The sequence below is a fragment of the Antrihabitans stalagmiti genome (assembly GCF_016482825.1).
Classification (GTDB): domain Bacteria; phylum Actinomycetota; class Actinomycetes; order Mycobacteriales; family Mycobacteriaceae; genus Antrihabitans; species Antrihabitans stalagmiti.
Genome location: NZ_JAEMNV010000020.1, coordinates 1 through 16,119 on the forward strand (window position 1 = coordinate 1; position 16,119 = coordinate 16,119).

Genomic DNA, 16,119 nt, shown 5'->3' on the forward strand with positions numbered 1-16,119 from the left:
GTACTACCCGGCCAGCGCCGAGCAGGACATGAAATGGGGCCTGGTCCCCAAGGCCTACCCGTCGGCGACGCGGTTCAACTTCGAGCACGCCGACGCCCAGGCCCGCGGCTGCTACGACGCCGGCGTTCGTAAAGGTGAGTACGGCTGGCGAGACGTGCTGACCGATCTGCTCAACAGCAAGCCGATCGAGATCACCAAGTCCAAGCAGTACCGCGACGCGTCGGGCGGTGACGGGTTGCACGATGCGGCCACGCGTGCCGCTCAGGCCCGCGGACAGCGGCTGTCCCAGGAGTTCGGGCAGTGGGCACTGCACACCGATACCGACCGCACCGAACGGCTGCTGGACCGCTACAACGAGCTGTTCAACTCCGTCGTCGCACCGTCCTACGACGGATCCGCTCGCATCTTTCCCGGGTTGGGAGCCTCCTTCAAACCCTATGACTATCAACGCAATGCGGTCGCGCGCATCGTCAGCGAGCCGTCGGTGCTGCTCGACCATGTGGTCGGGGCCGGCAAGAGCGGCACCATGTTCATGGGTGCGATGGAACTCAAACGACTCGGACTGGCAGCGAAGCCGTGGATCGTGGTGCCCAACCACATCGTCGACCAGGTGACGAGTGAGGCGTTGCGCTGGTATCCCGGTGCGAAGGTGCTCTCCGGCGCGGCCGCGACCGACGCCGATATGCGGCGGTTGTTCGTAGCCCAATCAGCGTCGCAGGACTGGGACATGGTGATCGTGCCGATGTCGGTGTTCGTCCGTGTCGGGGTCGCGCCGTCGACGAAAGCTGAGTTCATCCAGATCCAGCTCGACAAACTCAACGCCTTCGACGCCGAACACGACGACAGTGTCAAAGCGATCGAAAAGGCCAAGGCCACACTGGAAGCCAAACTCACCGAAGCCCTCGACGACGAGAAACGTGACACCGGACTGAATTTCGAATCCTCCGGGTGTGACTACTTGTTCATCGACGAGGCGCACAACTTCAAGAACCTCGTCCGCGCCTCCCACATCCAAGAACTCGCCTGCGCGGGCTCCGATCAAGCACTGGATCTGCAGATGAAGCTGACTCATCTGCGCGATCAACGCCGCGCCCAGGCGGTGGCTGCCGGGGTCGGTGACGACGAATACGTCGAACGGGTCGCTACCTTCGCCACCGGCACACCGGTCGCGAACTCTCTCGCCGAGCTATGGGTCATGCAGACCTATTTGCGGCCGGATCTGCTCGCCGACGCCGAAGTCTCCGACCTCGACGAGTGGGGAGCCGCGTTCACCGAAACCGTGGAACGGGTGGAGCTCAACAGTTCCGGCAGTCGACTACGCCCGGTCACGCGTGTCGGCGAATACACCAACGTGGGCGATCTGGTCGCCATCAACAGTGTGTTCACCGACTTCGTCGGCCGCGAACGAGTCCCGGTTCCGTTGCCGGAGAAGAACACCGGCACCAACGAAGTCGCGGTGTTCACCCCGCCGCAGGAGGTGCTCGACTTCATCGCCGACCTCGGCTGGCGCGCCGACAACGGTGATCCGTCCCGGCCCGACATCGACAACACCCTCGTCATTGCCGATCACGGCCGCAAAGCATCGCTGGATCCGCGGGCGGCGCATCTGCACCTGACCGCGAAAGAGTTCCGTGTCGACGGCACCACTCGTGCTGCGGTCGTGTCGCAGAAGATGTTGGAGATCTGGAACGCGACGAAAGACAATCGGTATCGCGACAAGTTCGGCGAGATGTCTCCGACGCCGGGTGGGCTGCAGATCGGGTTCTGCGATCGCGGCACCCCGAAGCCGGGGGAGTGGTCGGTGTATCAGGAGATCAAGGATCGCCTCGTCGCCGGCGGGATGGATCCGCACTCGATCCGGTTCGTGCACGACTACCCGAAACCGTCGCAGAAAGCGCAGCTGTTCGCCGACTGCACCAACGGACGCGTCTCGGTGCTGCTCGGATCGACCGAGAAGATGGGCACCGGCACCAACGTCCAAGATCGCGCGGTGGCGTTGATACACATCGACGTGCCCTGGCGCCCAGCGGATCTGGAGCAACGCGAAGGTCGCATCATCCGCCAAGGCAACCAGAACGAACACGTGCGGGTGCTCAACATCGTCGCCGAACGCACCTACGACACGGTGATGTGGCAGACCGTGCACAAGAAGGCGCACTACATAGAACAACTCCGCCGCGCCGACCGGTCCATGCGTCGGGTGCCGAACCTCGACGCCGACTCCGTCGCCGAGAACGCCGCGCTGACAAAGGCTTTGGCGACCGGCGATCAACGGTATATGCGGCAGGTGGAGCTCGACTCCCAAGTCCAGGATCTGCAAGCCCAGGCCGACGCCCATTTCGCCGAGCAACGCAGTATCGAACGCGACCGTGACCGGCTCCGGGTGCGGGTTCCGTTGTCGGAGAGACGGTTGCAGCTGCTCACGGCTGCTGTGCCGGCGTTGCGGTCGTGGCGCGACCGGGACGGGTTCGACATGACGATCGGCGGCCGCCGATTCACCAAGCGGTCCGAGGCGTCGGCGGCGTTGCAGATGTCGTTGCGTGAGGCGTGGGGAGCGTTGAAGGGCAAGGGTTTACACGAATCGTTGCCGGTCGCCGAGATTGCCGGACATACCGTCGAGGTGGTGCGGTCGATGACGTCGAGCGAACTGTTCGTCCGGTTCGAGTCGTTGCCGATCGCCAACCGCGCGTTCGATCCGAACGAGCTGTATTCCCCGATCACCGCTGCGACGTCGGAGCAGGGTCGGGCGGCCCGGGCGTCGGGAATTATGACCCGCGTCGAGAACATGGTCGACGACGCCGGCGCGGAACTCGGCCGACTCGAGTACAACCTCACCGAGGACCGGCGACGATTGGCGCTGCTGGAAAACACCACCCTGAGCGACTTTCCGGATGCGGTGCAGTTGCAGGACCTCAGCACCGAACTGCACGTGCTTCGGCGCGAGCTTCGGGATGCGGAAAACAGTCCGGAAGCGTTGGTCCGCAACCTCGCTCGCACCCAACGCCTGGATGCGAAAGGTCGCGAAGACGGGTGGAGTTTGATGCTCAATCCGACACCAGCGTTGGTCGAAGACCTCGGCTTCGAAGACGCCGACGCAGTACGGGAGATGATGGCCACCCGCGAAATGGAGGCACAGCGCGATTTGCACTTGCAGGCGGTCGCCGAATCGACGACTGAGCAGCCGTACCAGTCGGCTGCGGATCTAATCGCGCTGGCCCGGCTCAGCCGAGTCGTAGCAACACAGCGAAGTAGCTCGCTAACTGTGGAGCCTGACGTCTTGGACCTTTCACCGAAGACCGGCCTGCAATGCGAGGCGGGACCGGAATAAATCCGGCTTGGAGGTCGCTTAGCTGATCTCTGACCTGTCTCGACGCTTGTTGTTCACTTGGATGATGGAGTTCTATACGAAGAATGGTCGTCCGCTGTAGGGAGCTGAACATCAGCGCAAAGCCTAAAGAGATATAAGACACACCGACGCGCGCGTCGGCGTCTTACCCGCTCTGATGGTACGAATGTTCGAAGAGGTAGCTGGTCGTTTCTCGATTTAGTCCGGCCATGAAGTCAGTGGTGGAGGGGATCTCATGAAGTCCGGCAAGGAAACAGACCGGCTTCTCTCTGGGGTCGATGTCGACCGTCCAGAGATTGTGATCGGACTTGTCGGTGCAATCGGGACGAGACTCGACGAAGTCGAGACGAAGCTTGAGCGTGCACTGACCGCGGTGGGGTATCGTACGAGTCGACTTCGGGTGAGTGCGGCGATTACGGAAGCCACTGCACGACGAGACGACGAGATACCTAAGTCGCTCACCAAAATGGATCGACTGATGGACCAGGGGGACTTTCTTCGCGATCAGATTAAACATGGTGGAGCGGCCGCTGCGCTCGCCATCACCGAAATCGCGGGTGAACGAAACGAGGGGTTGTCGGGCGGTGATTCTCGTCCTGAGCGAGAAGGATTCGCGACGATCGTCCGACAGCTGAAGCACCCGAAGGAAGTGCAACTTCTGAGAGCTGTGTACGGTCCCCGGTTCATCCTGATCGGAGCCTGGGCTCCAGAAGAAGAGCGACAGAAAGCTACCCAAGATTCGCTGCGCAGCCGCCATCCTGGAGAGTCGGCGAACTTCTACACCGAAAATTCCGCGCGGCTGATCGAGCGCGACGAAAAGGACGCCACGAAGCCACTCGGCCAGAGCGTGAGGAAAACCTTCGAACTTGCTGATGCGTTCGTCGCACTAATCCCAGGACAGGACGCCGCAAACCAGATCACCCGGATCGTGGAATTGCTCTTTGGGAACCCGTTCATCACGCCCACACGCGAGGAGCACGCGATGGCGCACGCAGCCACCACGAGCTTGCGTTCATCAGACGCTGGGCGGCAGGTTGGCGCCGTCGTCGCCGACCAGGATGGCGAGATACTGGTCACCGGCGTCAACGAGGTCCCCAAACCTGGCGGTGGCCAGTACTGGCCCGACGACAACCCGGATCATCGAGACTTTCGATCGGGCTTCGACGTCAACGAACGGCTGAAACTAACTCTGATAACCGACATTCTGGCGAAGTTGCAGCAGGCGCCGGGTTGGCTGTCGAAAGAATTTCAGAAGGAGGAACTGAGCAAGTTGGCGCATCGCGCGGTCGTCGACGGACCACTTACGGATAGCCGCGTGACCGGCATCCTCGAGTTCGGGCGCGTTGCCCATGCCGAGATGGCGGCGATTTGCACCGCGGCGCGGCGAGGGATTGCGATTGGCGGTGAGACTATGTACTCGACCACCTACCCATGCCACGAGTGCGCTCGGTTGATCATCGCCAGCGGCATACGTCGGGTGGTCTACATCGATCCGTACCCGAAGTCTCAGGTGCCGGAGATGTATCCGTATCAGATTGTCGACGGGAGTGCGCCGACCGCGAACAGCTCGGACGTCGTGACGTTCGAACCGTTCCGTGGTGTCGCTCCACGACTGTATCGGTCGGTGTTCATGATGCCCGACCGTGCGCGAGAGGACATGACCGGCGAATACGCGCCGTTCGACGCAGCTAAGGCCGCGCCGCGTCTCGTCGCGGACGCCGAAGCCATCCATTCGATCATCGACGTCGAGCAAGGGGTGATCGATGAAACCCGGAAAGCGCTCGCTGAATTCGGCTTCCTCCCCGCCACTGGAAGCGACCTCAACAGCGAGAACGTTGTGCAGAGCTGACCGCTGGTGCCGGATACGGAGATTCGTCGGTGTCGTGTGGTGAGATAACGGTAATAATTTTGGATTGGCTGGATATGGAGGACACGTTGAGCGAATCGCGAATGATGGCCGAATTTGCGCGAGCGGAGGCACGTGCAAACAAGAATTCCCAGGGTGGTTCACGACCGGTGATCGTTCGGTCGACCCCAGTCACCCGAGCCAGCGTCATCCGCAGTAACCGTTGGTCGGCGACACGAGGCAGCAAGGATTCGGCAAAATAGCACCAAAGCGGTATCTGGACGAAACCGGTTGCGGGGCAATAAACTGAGCCGCCGTCAGACCACTCAGAAGCTCACTTCTGAGTGGTCTTTGCGCAGTACATACCAACCCTATCCATGCCGCCGGAGATACTGGCGCAATCGATCCCACAAGGCGTCGCGTGGTTCCGTCTTCTCCTTCTCGTCCGTGGCTGAGGGCAGGTCGAACGACCCGTTCTCGCTGTCAGTCCACTCGGCGAATCCGACTTCGAGCGCGAAGCGATCACGTGACCGGTTGCGGGCGATCTCGGACCTCGAGTACCGCCGAGCCATGTGAACGCGCCCTCGATCGAGGATGTAGTGGGACTGGCACGGCAGCGTCCAGTTCCCCACCGACGGCCGCAGCGAGACGTTCTCCCCGTCGTAGGCGATGGACCACTGGGCCGGAGATAGCGGGGTGACGACGTCCTGGCCGCACCCGCAGGCGCACAAATGCATGCAGGTGCCGAACTCGATAGACACGTAGAAAACACCATTCTCAGGGGCGGTCGGGAAGGTGTCGACAAACTGCGGCGTCAGGCGCTCAATCTTCAAAGGTCGGTCCCCTCGTTGGTGATGTCGTTGGTATAGATCGAGTAGGTCGCGAACGTCTCACCGGTGCCATCGGCGTAGAAGCCGAGGTGACGTTTCCACCGGCCTACGGCAAGCGTCGCGTTTAACGCATTCAGGTCCGCGACTTGGATGTTGCGGTCGTAGTCATCGCGCTCAGCTGCAGGGCCCGGAATCCGGGCCAACGCCCCAGCATTGTCGCTGCCCGGTGAGGCTAAGACTATGCGGAGCAGCCCCGACAACCTGGCGTCTATCTCCTCGACACCCATTCCGACGTCGATGAACGGAACACCACGTTGAACCAGGTTGGACGCGATCGTCTGCTTCATCGTCGCGTCGTCCATCGCGATGAACACGAACGTCGCATCATCGAGTAATGACAGATTTTCGGCAGTGATACGCCTGCATTCGGTGACGATTCCGGTGTGCATCCGCCCGTAAAGATCGGCGAAGTACTCGACCTTCGTCGGGCGATCGCGCAGCCGGTCGAGGGATGCTGCACCGGGGGCGCGGAAGGCGTTGTGGTTGTCGAAGGTGTCGTCGTCGATCAGCAAGATGCTCTCGACGGGCGTCTTGGCGAGTTGGTCGAGGATGTAGCCACCGGTGCCGCCAAGACCGATGATTACGATCCGCTGCTTGAGAAACACCTGATTCAAGGCCGTAAGGCCCGCGCGCGACGAAGCGGTGTCGCGATAGCGGAACGGCAAATCGTCTTCGACTTCCTGCCACGCTGCACCGGGTGTGGCGGTGACCGTCTCGTCGAGCGCCATAGCGGGATGGCTGAGGATCCGGACATAGGCTGTGACCTTCTCGTACTGGTCCGGGTATCCCTCGGGACCGGGTTTGCTTGACAGCATGAAGCTCGCGGCGAGCTCACCTGACACGACTCGGGCCTCCGGGTTTGCCAGGCTCAACGGGACCCCGTGCTCGGTACACGGCGCCGTGCCGCCGAACCAGATTCGGTGGTCGGTGTCGGAGACGATCCGCTCACCACTGACGGTCACGGGGTAGCCGAGGAATCCGTACGCGACGGTCTTGTCGACCGTCACGTACGGGATCCGGCGTACGACCAGGTGATTGGCTACGATGCTGACGTCGTACCCCTCATCGAGAAGGCGACGCAGATCGGTGTCACGAGCGAGAGGTGCGGTAGACATCGAAGACCATCTTGTCCTTCACCTTGACACTGCGGCCCGGGGTGAGTGAACCCTCACGCTTCTCGGCGTGACCCCGGGTGAACCGGACTGTGACCTCGTCAGCTTCACCGATCGGCTGTCCCGGATAGGCGAGTTCTACGACTTCCTCATAAGAAATTGTCCTTTCCGTCCACTCGCAGGGCCGGGTGTTCACCACGATGGTGATCGCGCGGTCATGGTGCTCGTGACCGAGGGTGGTTCCGATCTCGGATGCCGTCATGATGCCTTCTCCTATTGGCAGGGACATTGCGATGTCTCTAATTTGACGCACTGCTCGAAAAGTCGAGCAATGCTACTCTAACATGCATGACCGACATGTCGAGCAGTGCACTTAATGTGAGGCAACGTTGACCGGCGGGCCGACCGTCGATGTGAAGTCGCTACATGCAGCGATGGACGCTGCGCGTTCGCAGGCGGGCTTGTCATGGCGACAGGTCGCAAAGGAACTCGGCGTTAGCGCCTCGACCATCTCTCGGATGGCTCAGGGCCTTCGGCCCGACGTCACAGCATTCGCGGCCATGACCACGTGGCTACGAATGCCGGCGGAAGATTTCTACGCAAATGTCAATCGATCCGATCGAGAACCGGACCTCGTGGCATCGCTAGGACCCTTGCTTCGTGCGCGAAGTGACCTGACCGAGAAGGATGTCTCATACCTTGAAGACGTCATCGCATCAGCAGCCCGCCGATTCAGATCCGAGCGCGAAGAGGTCACGGACTAGACGCCGAAAAGGTTGGACACAATCCAGCATGCGCGAGGTCGCCCAGGAGGAGCGCAGCGCACTCGGGTTAAGCGACCATGAGCCTCTCGACCCCTACGCGCTCGCTGTCGAGCACGGCATTTCGGTATATACCTTGGCTGATCTGCGTGACAACGGTCTACCGCTTGCCGCCGTAGACCATTTTCACCATCTAGGCAGCTCGTCGTGGTCGGCGGCATTGATTCCTCTCGGCACCTCAAGAGTCATCGTTGAGAACGAGGCTCACGCACGTGTGCGTCGGCGCAGCAACATCGCCCACGAGCTGGGTCACCATCTGCTTGAGCACTCTTTCGAGGACGTCGTTCTAGGCGAGGACCACAAGCGGCAGTTCGACTCAGACCAAGAGAATCAAGCGAAGTTCATTTCGGGTGAGCTCCTAATTCCAGACGTCGCCGCCAGACGCGCTGCTTACGACGACTGGGATAATGCGCGGGTCGCCCGTGCTTTCGACGTCAGTGAGCAATTCGCCCAGATGCGAATGTACGGCGCGAGGGTGATCGCAGCCAGGGCCGCAAGGAAGTTCGGCATCACCCGGTAGCTCTGGCTGATTCACTATTACCCGCCGACGCCGCTCGGGCCGTCTGGCCGCCGGAGGATCTTCGTGCTCGAAACACAGCGCGAATGATGGCGTAGTAGAAGCACAACACCATCACGGACGGATCATGCCGCCTATCCGACCCTGACATGAAACTCTTGGCCGTCGAGTTTCGGCTGTTAAAGATCGCGGTCGATCTCGTGCGCATGGGCAGGGTCGAGCTCGGGCGGCGCTACATCCGTCGGGCGGTGGCCGCGATCTCGGGCTTCGCGTTCCCGTAGACGGTCTTCAATTCTACGTTCAGTCTCCGTCTGTGCCTCTCGTCGAGCTTGTTCGTCGAGCAGTGTGTCCAATTTCGTTGTCGCTGCACGGCGTTCGGTGGTGATCCGCTCCCGCATTTGTTCGCGCTCGTTCTCGGCTGCTGCGGCCCTGGTTGCTCGATCGGTCGCCTGGCCGTCAACGTTCTGGGCTTGTGCCTCGATTCGGTTCCAGTCCAAGGGGTGTGCGCCGGCGTCGGCAGCTCGGTTGGATGTCGCGATGGTTTCTCTCTGCGCTTCTTGGTGTTCGCGTACTCGTTGTTCGCGTACTCGGTCTGCAGCCGCGAGTTCGGCGGTGAGTTTGGAGCGTGCGCCAACTCGAATAGAGGGAAGGCGTTCTACTTGATTACGTAGTTCGGCAGCTCGTGCATAGGCGTCGCGAAGCGCATTTTCGGCAGTTGTCTCCACGCTGGCAGCGGCGCGAGCCGCGGTGATGGCGGCGACCTGATGGTTCAGGTTGTCGGCGGCGGGCTCGGGGGCTTCCGCCTCACTCTCGGGACGTTTCCAGCCGATCAGGTCATAGTCGTCGCGGGACAGGCGTCGGCGGACTCCGTCGATGCTGGCGGCGAGTTCGGTGTCGGTGAGCATCCGCAACGGATCCGACGCGGCGGCAGTGGCGAACGCTGCAGCGTAGTCGCGCCGTTCATGCCGCACGGCGAGAGCGCGGAACGTGGCATCTGCTGCACGGAGGGTGCCGGCGGCCGCGAGTTCACGGGCACCGGCCATTTCGGCGCGGTCCAACTGTGCCGCGATTCGTTCGGCGACGAAGCGGGCCTGGTGCACGACGTCGAGGTCGAGTTCTTGCGCGAGCAGGCGTGTTTGTTCTACGTCGTCGCGGGTGACAACACCGCGGCCGCCGGCGAACGCTTCGAGTGCCTCTTGGGCGGCATCGGCGTCGGTACGGGCGGAGTCTGCCGTCGCACGGTAGTACTGGGCTTCCATTTCTTGCAAGTCCACGTCGAGTTCCAGCGATGCTGCGGTGGTGTCGTCGCCGGCAGCGCGTGCGGTCGTGGCGTCGCGTCGCAGGGTGGCGACGGCGTCTTCGGCGGCGGACGCGGCGAGGTCGGCTTCGACCCACCTTTCGTGTGCGTCGAGAGCGTCGATCCGGTAGGGCCGTTGCGCGTCGGCGCGGTAGGCGAGCTCGAGAACCATCGGTTCGGTCGCGGCGACGTGCTCACTGGTTCCGGTGTGAAACGCCGACCACAGTCGCGCCACATGATGTTCGGCGGCGGCAAGATCCGCGCCGAGCTGGCTGATCCGATCGCCGATCGACAGGTCGGGGTAGGGGAGTTCGACGTCGGGGAACGGTGCCCATTCCGTGATGTCCACTCCGAGGTCGTTGCCCAAGCTCGATAGTGCTCGTTCGCTGTCCAGCTCGAGTTCGTCGTCGAGCGGATCGAGGTCATCGGCCGGTGGTTGGAGGACGAGTAGTGAGTCGAGGTAAACGTCATCGCCGATGACAACCCTTTCCGGCAGGGCCTCGCCGTCGAGCAGCTCGACGCCGAAGTCCGCATCCGCCGGATCCGGGGGAGCGGACTCGACGTCGACCGGCTCGGCGGGCAGCGGCACGTTGCCGAACCGGGGCGCGGTGAGCAGCGTTTCGATGCGCCAGGTCATGGCGGTGGCGACCTGATCGGCGCGGATCGGGTCGTCGTATTGGGCGGCCAGGATCGATTCGCGCGCGACGGTCAACAGCTGGGTGGGCGTCCACTCGGCGGGGTCGGCGGAGTCGATGACAGCGACGAGTCGAGCGAATCCCGGATCGGCGATGATGCGGTCGGAATACTCCGGCACGACCGTGTGCAGCGCCGGCAACCAGTCGGGGTGTCGTGCCGCGAGGTCACCGGATTCGATGTCGGCGACGACCTCGGGTTGCAGGGTGCGCGACATCCGCCACCACAGCGCAGCGGCGGCGAGTTCGTCGGGCAGGGGCCGCTCGTCGACGCAGGTGCCGACGAGGGCGTGCACGTCGAGTCCGGCCTGCTTGGCGAGGCTGAGTTTGTCGGCGAGCACCGGCCAGAACGGATCGAGCCGGATCCGCGGATCGAGCTTGTCGACCAGCGGTGCCCACAGCGCGGCGGCACTGTTGGGGTCGCCGATCGCTCGGGTGGCGCGGCCGTCGAGGCGACGTTGATAGCGCGATTCGACGACGGCGTAACGGTTCGGTCCAGTGGGTCGGCGGTCGGTGTCATCGACACCCATCGCGGCTCGCCACACGGCGAGATCGCGCAGCAGGGCGGGGTGCTCGCCCACGATCGGGCGCGCCCACAGCGGCGCATCCGCCAGCGACCACTGTGCGGCGGTGGCGTGGACCGCCTCGGCGAGGGAGGTGACCAGGTCGCTGCGCGCGGTCAGATAGGTGCCCCACGTTTCGGAGTGTTGCAATGCGACGGGGATGCTGCGCTGCCACGGCAGTGGACCCGTCCCACCGGAGTGGGCACCGGTCTCGTCGAGTCGCCAGTCGAGAACAGCCGCGACGTCGTGCGCTGTGTCGAGCGTGCCGTGGATTCGGTTGAGCTTGGGCGAATGCACCGCGGCGTGCAGGTCGGCGACGGCGTCGCGGCCGTCGACGGCGAGGGTCGCCAGGTGCTTGCGCAGCGTCGGCCAGGCGGCGGAGTCGGTCAGCGCGGGCCAGGTGGTTTCGGCGCCGGTGTCGATGACCGCCAGGGCGTCGGCACCGATCGCGGCTTCGGCGGCCGAGCCGACGGCATCGGTGTAGGCCGCGGCGGCGTGGGCGAGTCGTCCGCGCGGGTCGTCGAGCTCCCGTTGTGCGGTGGTCGCCGACACCTGTGCACTGGATCGCCTGAGAATTTCGATCAGAGCGTCGACGGCGGTGAGCGGGTTGAGTACTTCCGGATGCAGCGCTTTGTGAACGTCGCCATCAGTGGCGGTGGAGACGTAGACGTCGTTGCGGCGCTTCCCTCGGGTCAGCGGGACGTAGAGATCTTCGCGGCTGCTACTGCCGTCCTCCAACGTGTGGGAGGTCTCGGCGGTGATGCCTTGGGCGGAGCTGGCGGTGGAGGCGTAACCGAGTTCGACGTACTCACGCACATAGCTCGCGGGCAGACGAACCCGGCGGCGGCTACGCAGATGAGTGACGTCGAGGGACCCGTCGCCGTAAATGAGGTTGATCGTCCAGCGGTAGCCGTTGCGGACGTAGTCGGTGCGCGAGATGGGTAGTCGACGATCGTTGTTGCGGGTCAACACGACGTCACCGACGGAGGCGGGGAGCCCGTCGGCCAGCGCGACCACCGCACCGACGCGGCTATCGGGCAGGGCGGCGATGCGGTCGGTGCGGGCACGCAGGTTCAGGTCGGCGACGAGTTCACGGGTGGGTGCCATCATCACCGAGTCCAGACCGGCGGCGCGGTCCCGCGACCAGGCTGTGTAGAGCGTGTTCTTGGCCGTTTCGAGGTCACCGACGTGGACCCGCTGGTTATCGATGTAGAAAGCGATCGCAGCCGGATCGCCCTCGCGCAGGGCGAGACTGGCGTTGCCTTCGGCGGGATCGGTGAACCGCATGACTTGGGTGAGTGTGATCGCCCCGGCCGATTCGGCGATGTCGCGGATGACACCGCCGGCAGCGATCGAGGACTTCTGTTTGTCGTCGCCGATCATGCGGACACTGCCGCCACGCCACAGAATGAACCGAACCGCGGCGTCGAGGTTTTCGGTGCCGGCCATGGCGGCTTCGTCGATGATGACGAGCGTTTTGTCGTCGATCTCACGCATCCAGTGCGGGATCTGCACGGGCTTTCCGGTGCGTCCGGCGTTCTCCATCGCGGCGAGGGCGTGGGTCATTTTGTCGATGGTGTCGGTGGTGGTGTCGATTTCTTCGCGCAGTACTCCGGCGGCGGCGCCGGTCGGTGCCAGGCCGATGATCGTGCCGCCTTCGCTCTGCCAAGCCCGAGCGAGGACTTTCATGGCGGTAGTTTTGCCGGTGCCTGCGGGGGCGATCGCCACTTGCAGTCGTGCACCGGAGGTCGCCATGCGAAGGACGAGTTCGGCCTGGCCGGCGTTGAGGGAGCGACCATCGTTGTTTGCGGCGAATTCGAGCAAGGCGACCGCGACGGTGGAGTCAGGGATCTGATGACCGCCGCTCTGGTGTGCGGCAGCGATGAGGCGTTCTTCGGCGGCAATGACGGCGGCGGACGTGTAGAGCTGACTGCGCGCAGTGGTGTAGACGCTGGTTCCGTCGAGACGTCGCAACGGTGCTGGCTCGTCGAACTGATCGGGCAGACGACGAGGGATGGAGCGACGGAAGCTCAGTGCTGCGAGCACCAGCTGGTCAACTATTCGTGTGCCGTGTTCGGGGTCCGCGTTTGCTGCGCGGACGATCCGTTCGGCTTCGGCTCGTACGTGAGCTTCCTGCCACGTGGCGCGGCTTGTCGCCACTCGCGAGATGAGCGCCTTTGCCGAGGTGGATATCCATCGATCGTCAAGATCGGCGCTAGGCCCGCGATTGGGGTGGCGCGCTCGATGCACCATCTCGGACAGAGCCTGTGCGCCACCGACAGCCGCGATGGCTTCCTGGCGCCACGTGGCGCGCTGCTCCGCTTCGGTCCGCGGCTCATGCTTGGCCTGGCGGGTCTCCAAGGTGGCGCGTTCAGCGAGGGCGATCATTTCGTGCGGCGTCGGCTCACGCCCGTGTTCGGCTTGAAAGCATTTGGCGAGCGCGCCAGTGCGAACAGTGATGGCGGCGCTTCGAGCCGACCAGCGCTCGACGATGCGCGCGTCGACCCCGACAATTTCTCGAATTGGACGCTTTTCATTCTCGTTCGACGCCCGTTCGGCGAAGTGCAAACCGAGTCGGTTTCGAAGATGTGCTTCGAGTCGTGTGTTGTAGTGCTCCGATGCGCAGACGGCCCATTTGTAGAGCATTCGCGCATCCAAGGCCAGCCACCGCCAACTGCCATCCGCGGTCCGGGCACGGACCTTGTTGCTGATCACGACGTGGGTGTGCAAATCGGGGTCGCCAGCCCGTGAATCGCGGTGCGTGAATGCTGTCGCTATAAGTCCGTCCGTCTCGACCTGCTGCACTCCGTCGGTGCCCAGGCGGGTGTAGCCGGCGACTTGTTCGAGAAATGTCAGGTAATCGGCGATCGCAGCCTCGTGACATTTCTCTATTTCTAGCGCAATAGACCGCGGCGCAATCGCCCACAGCGCAGATACTGACTTGACGGGCGAGCAGCAGCCGTCGAATCCGGAGACAGCGGTCGTCCGGTTCCGCGAGTTGCGAGCAGTCCATCCAGACAACTCGCGCTCGTCCAAAGGGGCGCGATCGTATTCGGCGGCGAACATCTCTGTCGCGACGTCGGTACGGATGCGTGCGCGGTCCTCGTCTGGAATCGGCGCGAGGCCTTTCTCGCCGTTGGCGACGTTGAAGTCAACGAAGCGCTCCGCAACAGTCTGTCGAAATTTGCTGGCGCCGTTGTAGATCCGATAGCGAGCGCCGATCCGAGTCGATGCGTCCGCCGCACGTGTGGCGGACTTCTTGTCCGCTCCCTTGGCGATTTGGTCGGCGAGTGTCTGTCGCCGGATCTTGGCTGCATCAGGATGTAGGCCGTCGCCGTACAGCGCCTTCATTTGTACTTCTGTGACTGGATCACCGCTGTCGATCGAGTCGAACGCAGCAAGTCCTTTGCCGAGCCACCGCCCGGGCGACTCTCCCTTCGCGGAGTAGTAGTCGGACAGCGAAGTGCGCCCTTTCTCGGTGCTGTCCATCGCTGCGACGGACTTCACGTAATACGTGTATCCATCGCCAGCAGTGAGTTTGTGAAGCGTCGCGGTCACATTCTTAGAATAGCGGACGTTATCTTCTCGTTATCCTTAATGCAAGAGGTGTGAAGGTGAAATTTTGGTGTGGATGCTTATCGGTGAGTCAGATTGCGACTGGTTCGGTCGGTACGGAGCGAGGTTATGGCGAATGTTTATCGACATGGACTTGTATGTCTAACGGGTTGCTTGATTGGAGCTTTTGGCACGTGTCGTTCGCACGCTTTCCGCTGTCGTCAAATTCTTATTATTCCAATTGGAACAATAGGTCCGAATGGTCCAAAATCGCAATTGTGAACCGGAAGGACGTTGATATTCGATGGAATCGGGCTGGTGACTCTGTGGGAGCATTCGCGCCTCACCGCTGGTGCCGCAACTCACGCTAGTCAGGTACGACAAGCTCGCCCGACGATCAGACTTTGCCGAATACAAGTCGGCGGACCCAGCCGAGCAGTTGGGCAAGTGTGACTAGCGATCCGAGCTCGGTCGCCTCGCGTTGCCGACACGTCGGCTCTGGTGTACTCGCTCCGCCTCCCAGCCGGCAGCGGCCCTTCTACGATCGCCGTCGCCTGTGTCAGTACGAGCAGCTATCGTCCAAATTCATGGAGGTGAACAAGGAGACTCGACAAGCGGTGGCGGCAAGTGATCCCATCGCCGAGCACTACTGGCAAGTTGCTCGCGCTCTGTACCGCACCTTGCGCTGCGACGGTCCCGCTATGGAGACGCTCGACCCAGGTCCGATCGTGCTCCGTCGTGACGAACATGTGTACCTGCACCTGCCGACAAGGTATGCGCGGTATACAGCAATCGAAGACGGGTATCCGCCCGCCTGGAATGTGCAGCAGAGTGTCGACGTGCTGGTCACGACCGACGGTCTGATCGTCACGCTGCGCGACGGAGATGTTCTTCGCTTCGATTGGGAGCGCGTCACCGCGTTCCATCCGGAACCGACGCGATGGACTGTGACATTCCAGTTCGACGGCGAGGCCAGCCCTCTGCGGTTGCGGGGTTACGCCGCACCACAATTCTGCGTGTACGCGACGCTGCAGCTTCGTAGCATCGACTACTTCCTGACCAGCGATCCGCTCAGCCCACTTCTGTAGAACGTCGTCGCGCCGGGCGCTGGCGCATTAGAACAGGGACAGTTGATCTTTGCGGGCTCGTTCGTCGGCGAGGGTTACGTAGGCGTTAGCCAGTCGTCGAGCGGTGTCGCTGGTGCACACCAGCTCGGTCCGGATTGCGCTCCACGGCGTGCCGGATTCGTGTAGCCGCTGCGCATGTGCACCGACCTCGAAATCCTCCTCTGCGAGGGTACTCATTGCGTGAGTGCTGTCGGCTCCGGCGTCGAGCCGAGCCTTCGCATCGCGACGTGCCCGGCCGAGGACACACATCTGCTCGAAGAGTTCGTCTAATCTTCACCTCTCTCACAGTGTCTTTGACGTCGTGGGAGCGGCGGCGTGTCAGCTTTGTTTGCACGTGAGCGGATGGTTGCCTA

General features: G+C 62.8%; 10 protein-coding genes. 5 read left to right on the plus strand and 5 right to left on the minus strand.

Annotation, left to right across the window (positions count from 1 at the left end):
* The coding region (locus JGU71_RS29190) for a helicase-like domain-containing protein (RefSeq protein ID WP_372433261.1) at positions 1 to 3,328 on the plus strand (3,328 nt) is incomplete at its 5' end.
* A 253-nt stretch (positions 3,329 to 3,581) separates the two neighbouring features.
* Positions 3,582 to 5,195, plus strand: coding sequence for an anti-phage dCTP deaminase (locus JGU71_RS29195; protein WP_267908500.1), 1,614 nt, complete (start codon positions 3,582 to 3,584; stop codon positions 5,193 to 5,195).
* Positions 5,196 to 5,563: 368 nt separating this feature from the next.
* On the opposite strand, the gene JGU71_RS29200 is transcribed toward JGU71_RS29195, so the two are convergent.
* Genes JGU71_RS29200 through JGU71_RS29210 form a run of 3 tightly spaced genes read right to left on the minus strand, consistent with a single transcriptional unit; the run spans position 5,564 to position 7,456 of the window.
* Positions 5,564 to 6,025, minus strand: coding sequence for a ubiquitination-like system serine protease family protein (locus JGU71_RS29200; protein ID WP_267908501.1), 462 nt, complete (start codon positions 6,023 to 6,025; stop codon positions 5,564 to 5,566).
* A complete protein-coding gene (locus JGU71_RS29205) occupies positions 6,022 to 7,197 on the minus strand; it encodes a ThiF family adenylyltransferase (RefSeq protein ID WP_199708666.1) in 1,176 nt (391 codons plus the stop codon). Before JGU71_RS29205 ends, JGU71_RS29200 begins: the two co-directional genes overlap by 4 nt.
* Positions 7,172 to 7,456 carry a multiubiquitin domain-containing protein gene (locus JGU71_RS29210; protein WP_199708667.1) on the minus strand — a complete coding sequence of 95 codons (285 nt, stop codon included), beginning with the start codon at positions 7,454 to 7,456 and terminating at the stop codon, positions 7,172 to 7,174. The genes JGU71_RS29205 and JGU71_RS29210 overlap by 26 nt, the downstream gene beginning before the upstream one ends.
* Before the next feature lie 172 nt (positions 7,457 to 7,628).
* Here JGU71_RS29210 and JGU71_RS29215 point away from each other — a divergent pair, with 172 nt between their 5' ends.
* Positions 7,629 to 7,958 (plus strand): helix-turn-helix domain-containing protein, encoded by a 330-nt coding sequence (locus JGU71_RS29215; RefSeq protein ID WP_199708671.1) that lies wholly within the window; start codon positions 7,629 to 7,631, stop codon positions 7,956 to 7,958.
* A 28-nt stretch (positions 7,959 to 7,986) separates the two neighbouring features.
* Complete coding sequence (locus JGU71_RS29220; RefSeq protein ID WP_199708668.1) at positions 7,987 to 8,535, plus strand: ImmA/IrrE family metallo-endopeptidase; 549 nt, start codon at positions 7,987 to 7,989, stop codon at positions 8,533 to 8,535.
* Positions 8,536 to 8,711: 176 nt separating this feature from the next.
* Here JGU71_RS29220 and mobF read toward each other — a convergent pair whose 3' ends face one another.
* A complete protein-coding gene (gene mobF / locus JGU71_RS29225; protein ID WP_199708669.1) occupies positions 8,712 to 14,642 on the minus strand; it encodes a MobF family relaxase in 5,931 nt (1,976 codons plus the stop codon).
* Between the two features lie 584 nt (positions 14,643 to 15,226).
* On the opposite strand from mobF, the gene JGU71_RS29230 reads away from it, so the two are divergent.
* Positions 15,227 to 15,727 (plus strand): hypothetical protein, encoded by a 501-nt coding sequence (locus JGU71_RS29230; RefSeq protein ID WP_199682997.1) that lies wholly within the window; start codon positions 15,227 to 15,229, stop codon positions 15,725 to 15,727.
* 27 nt (positions 15,728 to 15,754) lie between these two features.
* Here JGU71_RS29230 and JGU71_RS29235 read toward each other — a convergent pair whose 3' ends face one another.
* A complete protein-coding gene (locus JGU71_RS29235) occupies positions 15,755 to 15,943 on the minus strand; it encodes a hypothetical protein (protein ID WP_199708670.1) in 189 nt (62 codons plus the stop codon).
* Positions 15,944 to 16,119 lie beyond the last annotated feature (176 nt).

Bases quoted from the DNA above. Each gene is read 5' to 3' on its own strand.
- JGU71_RS29195 (WP_267908500.1), top strand. From the start codon at position 3,582: ATGAAGTCCGGCAAGGAAACAGACCGGCTTCTCTCTGGGGTCGATGTC.
- JGU71_RS29205 (WP_199708666.1), bottom strand. From the start codon at position 7,197: ATGTCTACCGCACCTCTCGCTCGTGACACCGATCTGCGTCGCCTTCTC.
- JGU71_RS29210 (WP_199708667.1), bottom strand. From the start codon at position 7,456: ATGACGGCATCCGAGATCGGAACCACCCTCGGTCACGAGCACCATGAC.
- JGU71_RS29215 (WP_199708671.1), top strand. From the start codon at position 7,629: ATGGACGCTGCGCGTTCGCAGGCGGGCTTGTCATGGCGACAGGTCGCA.
- JGU71_RS29220 (WP_199708668.1), top strand. From the start codon at position 7,987: ATGCGCGAGGTCGCCCAGGAGGAGCGCAGCGCACTCGGGTTAAGCGAC.
- JGU71_RS29230 (WP_199682997.1), top strand. From the start codon at position 15,227: ATGGAGGTGAACAAGGAGACTCGACAAGCGGTGGCGGCAAGTGATCCC.
- JGU71_RS29235 (WP_199708670.1), bottom strand. From the start codon at position 15,943: ATGAGTACCCTCGCAGAGGAGGATTTCGAGGTCGGTGCACATGCGCAG.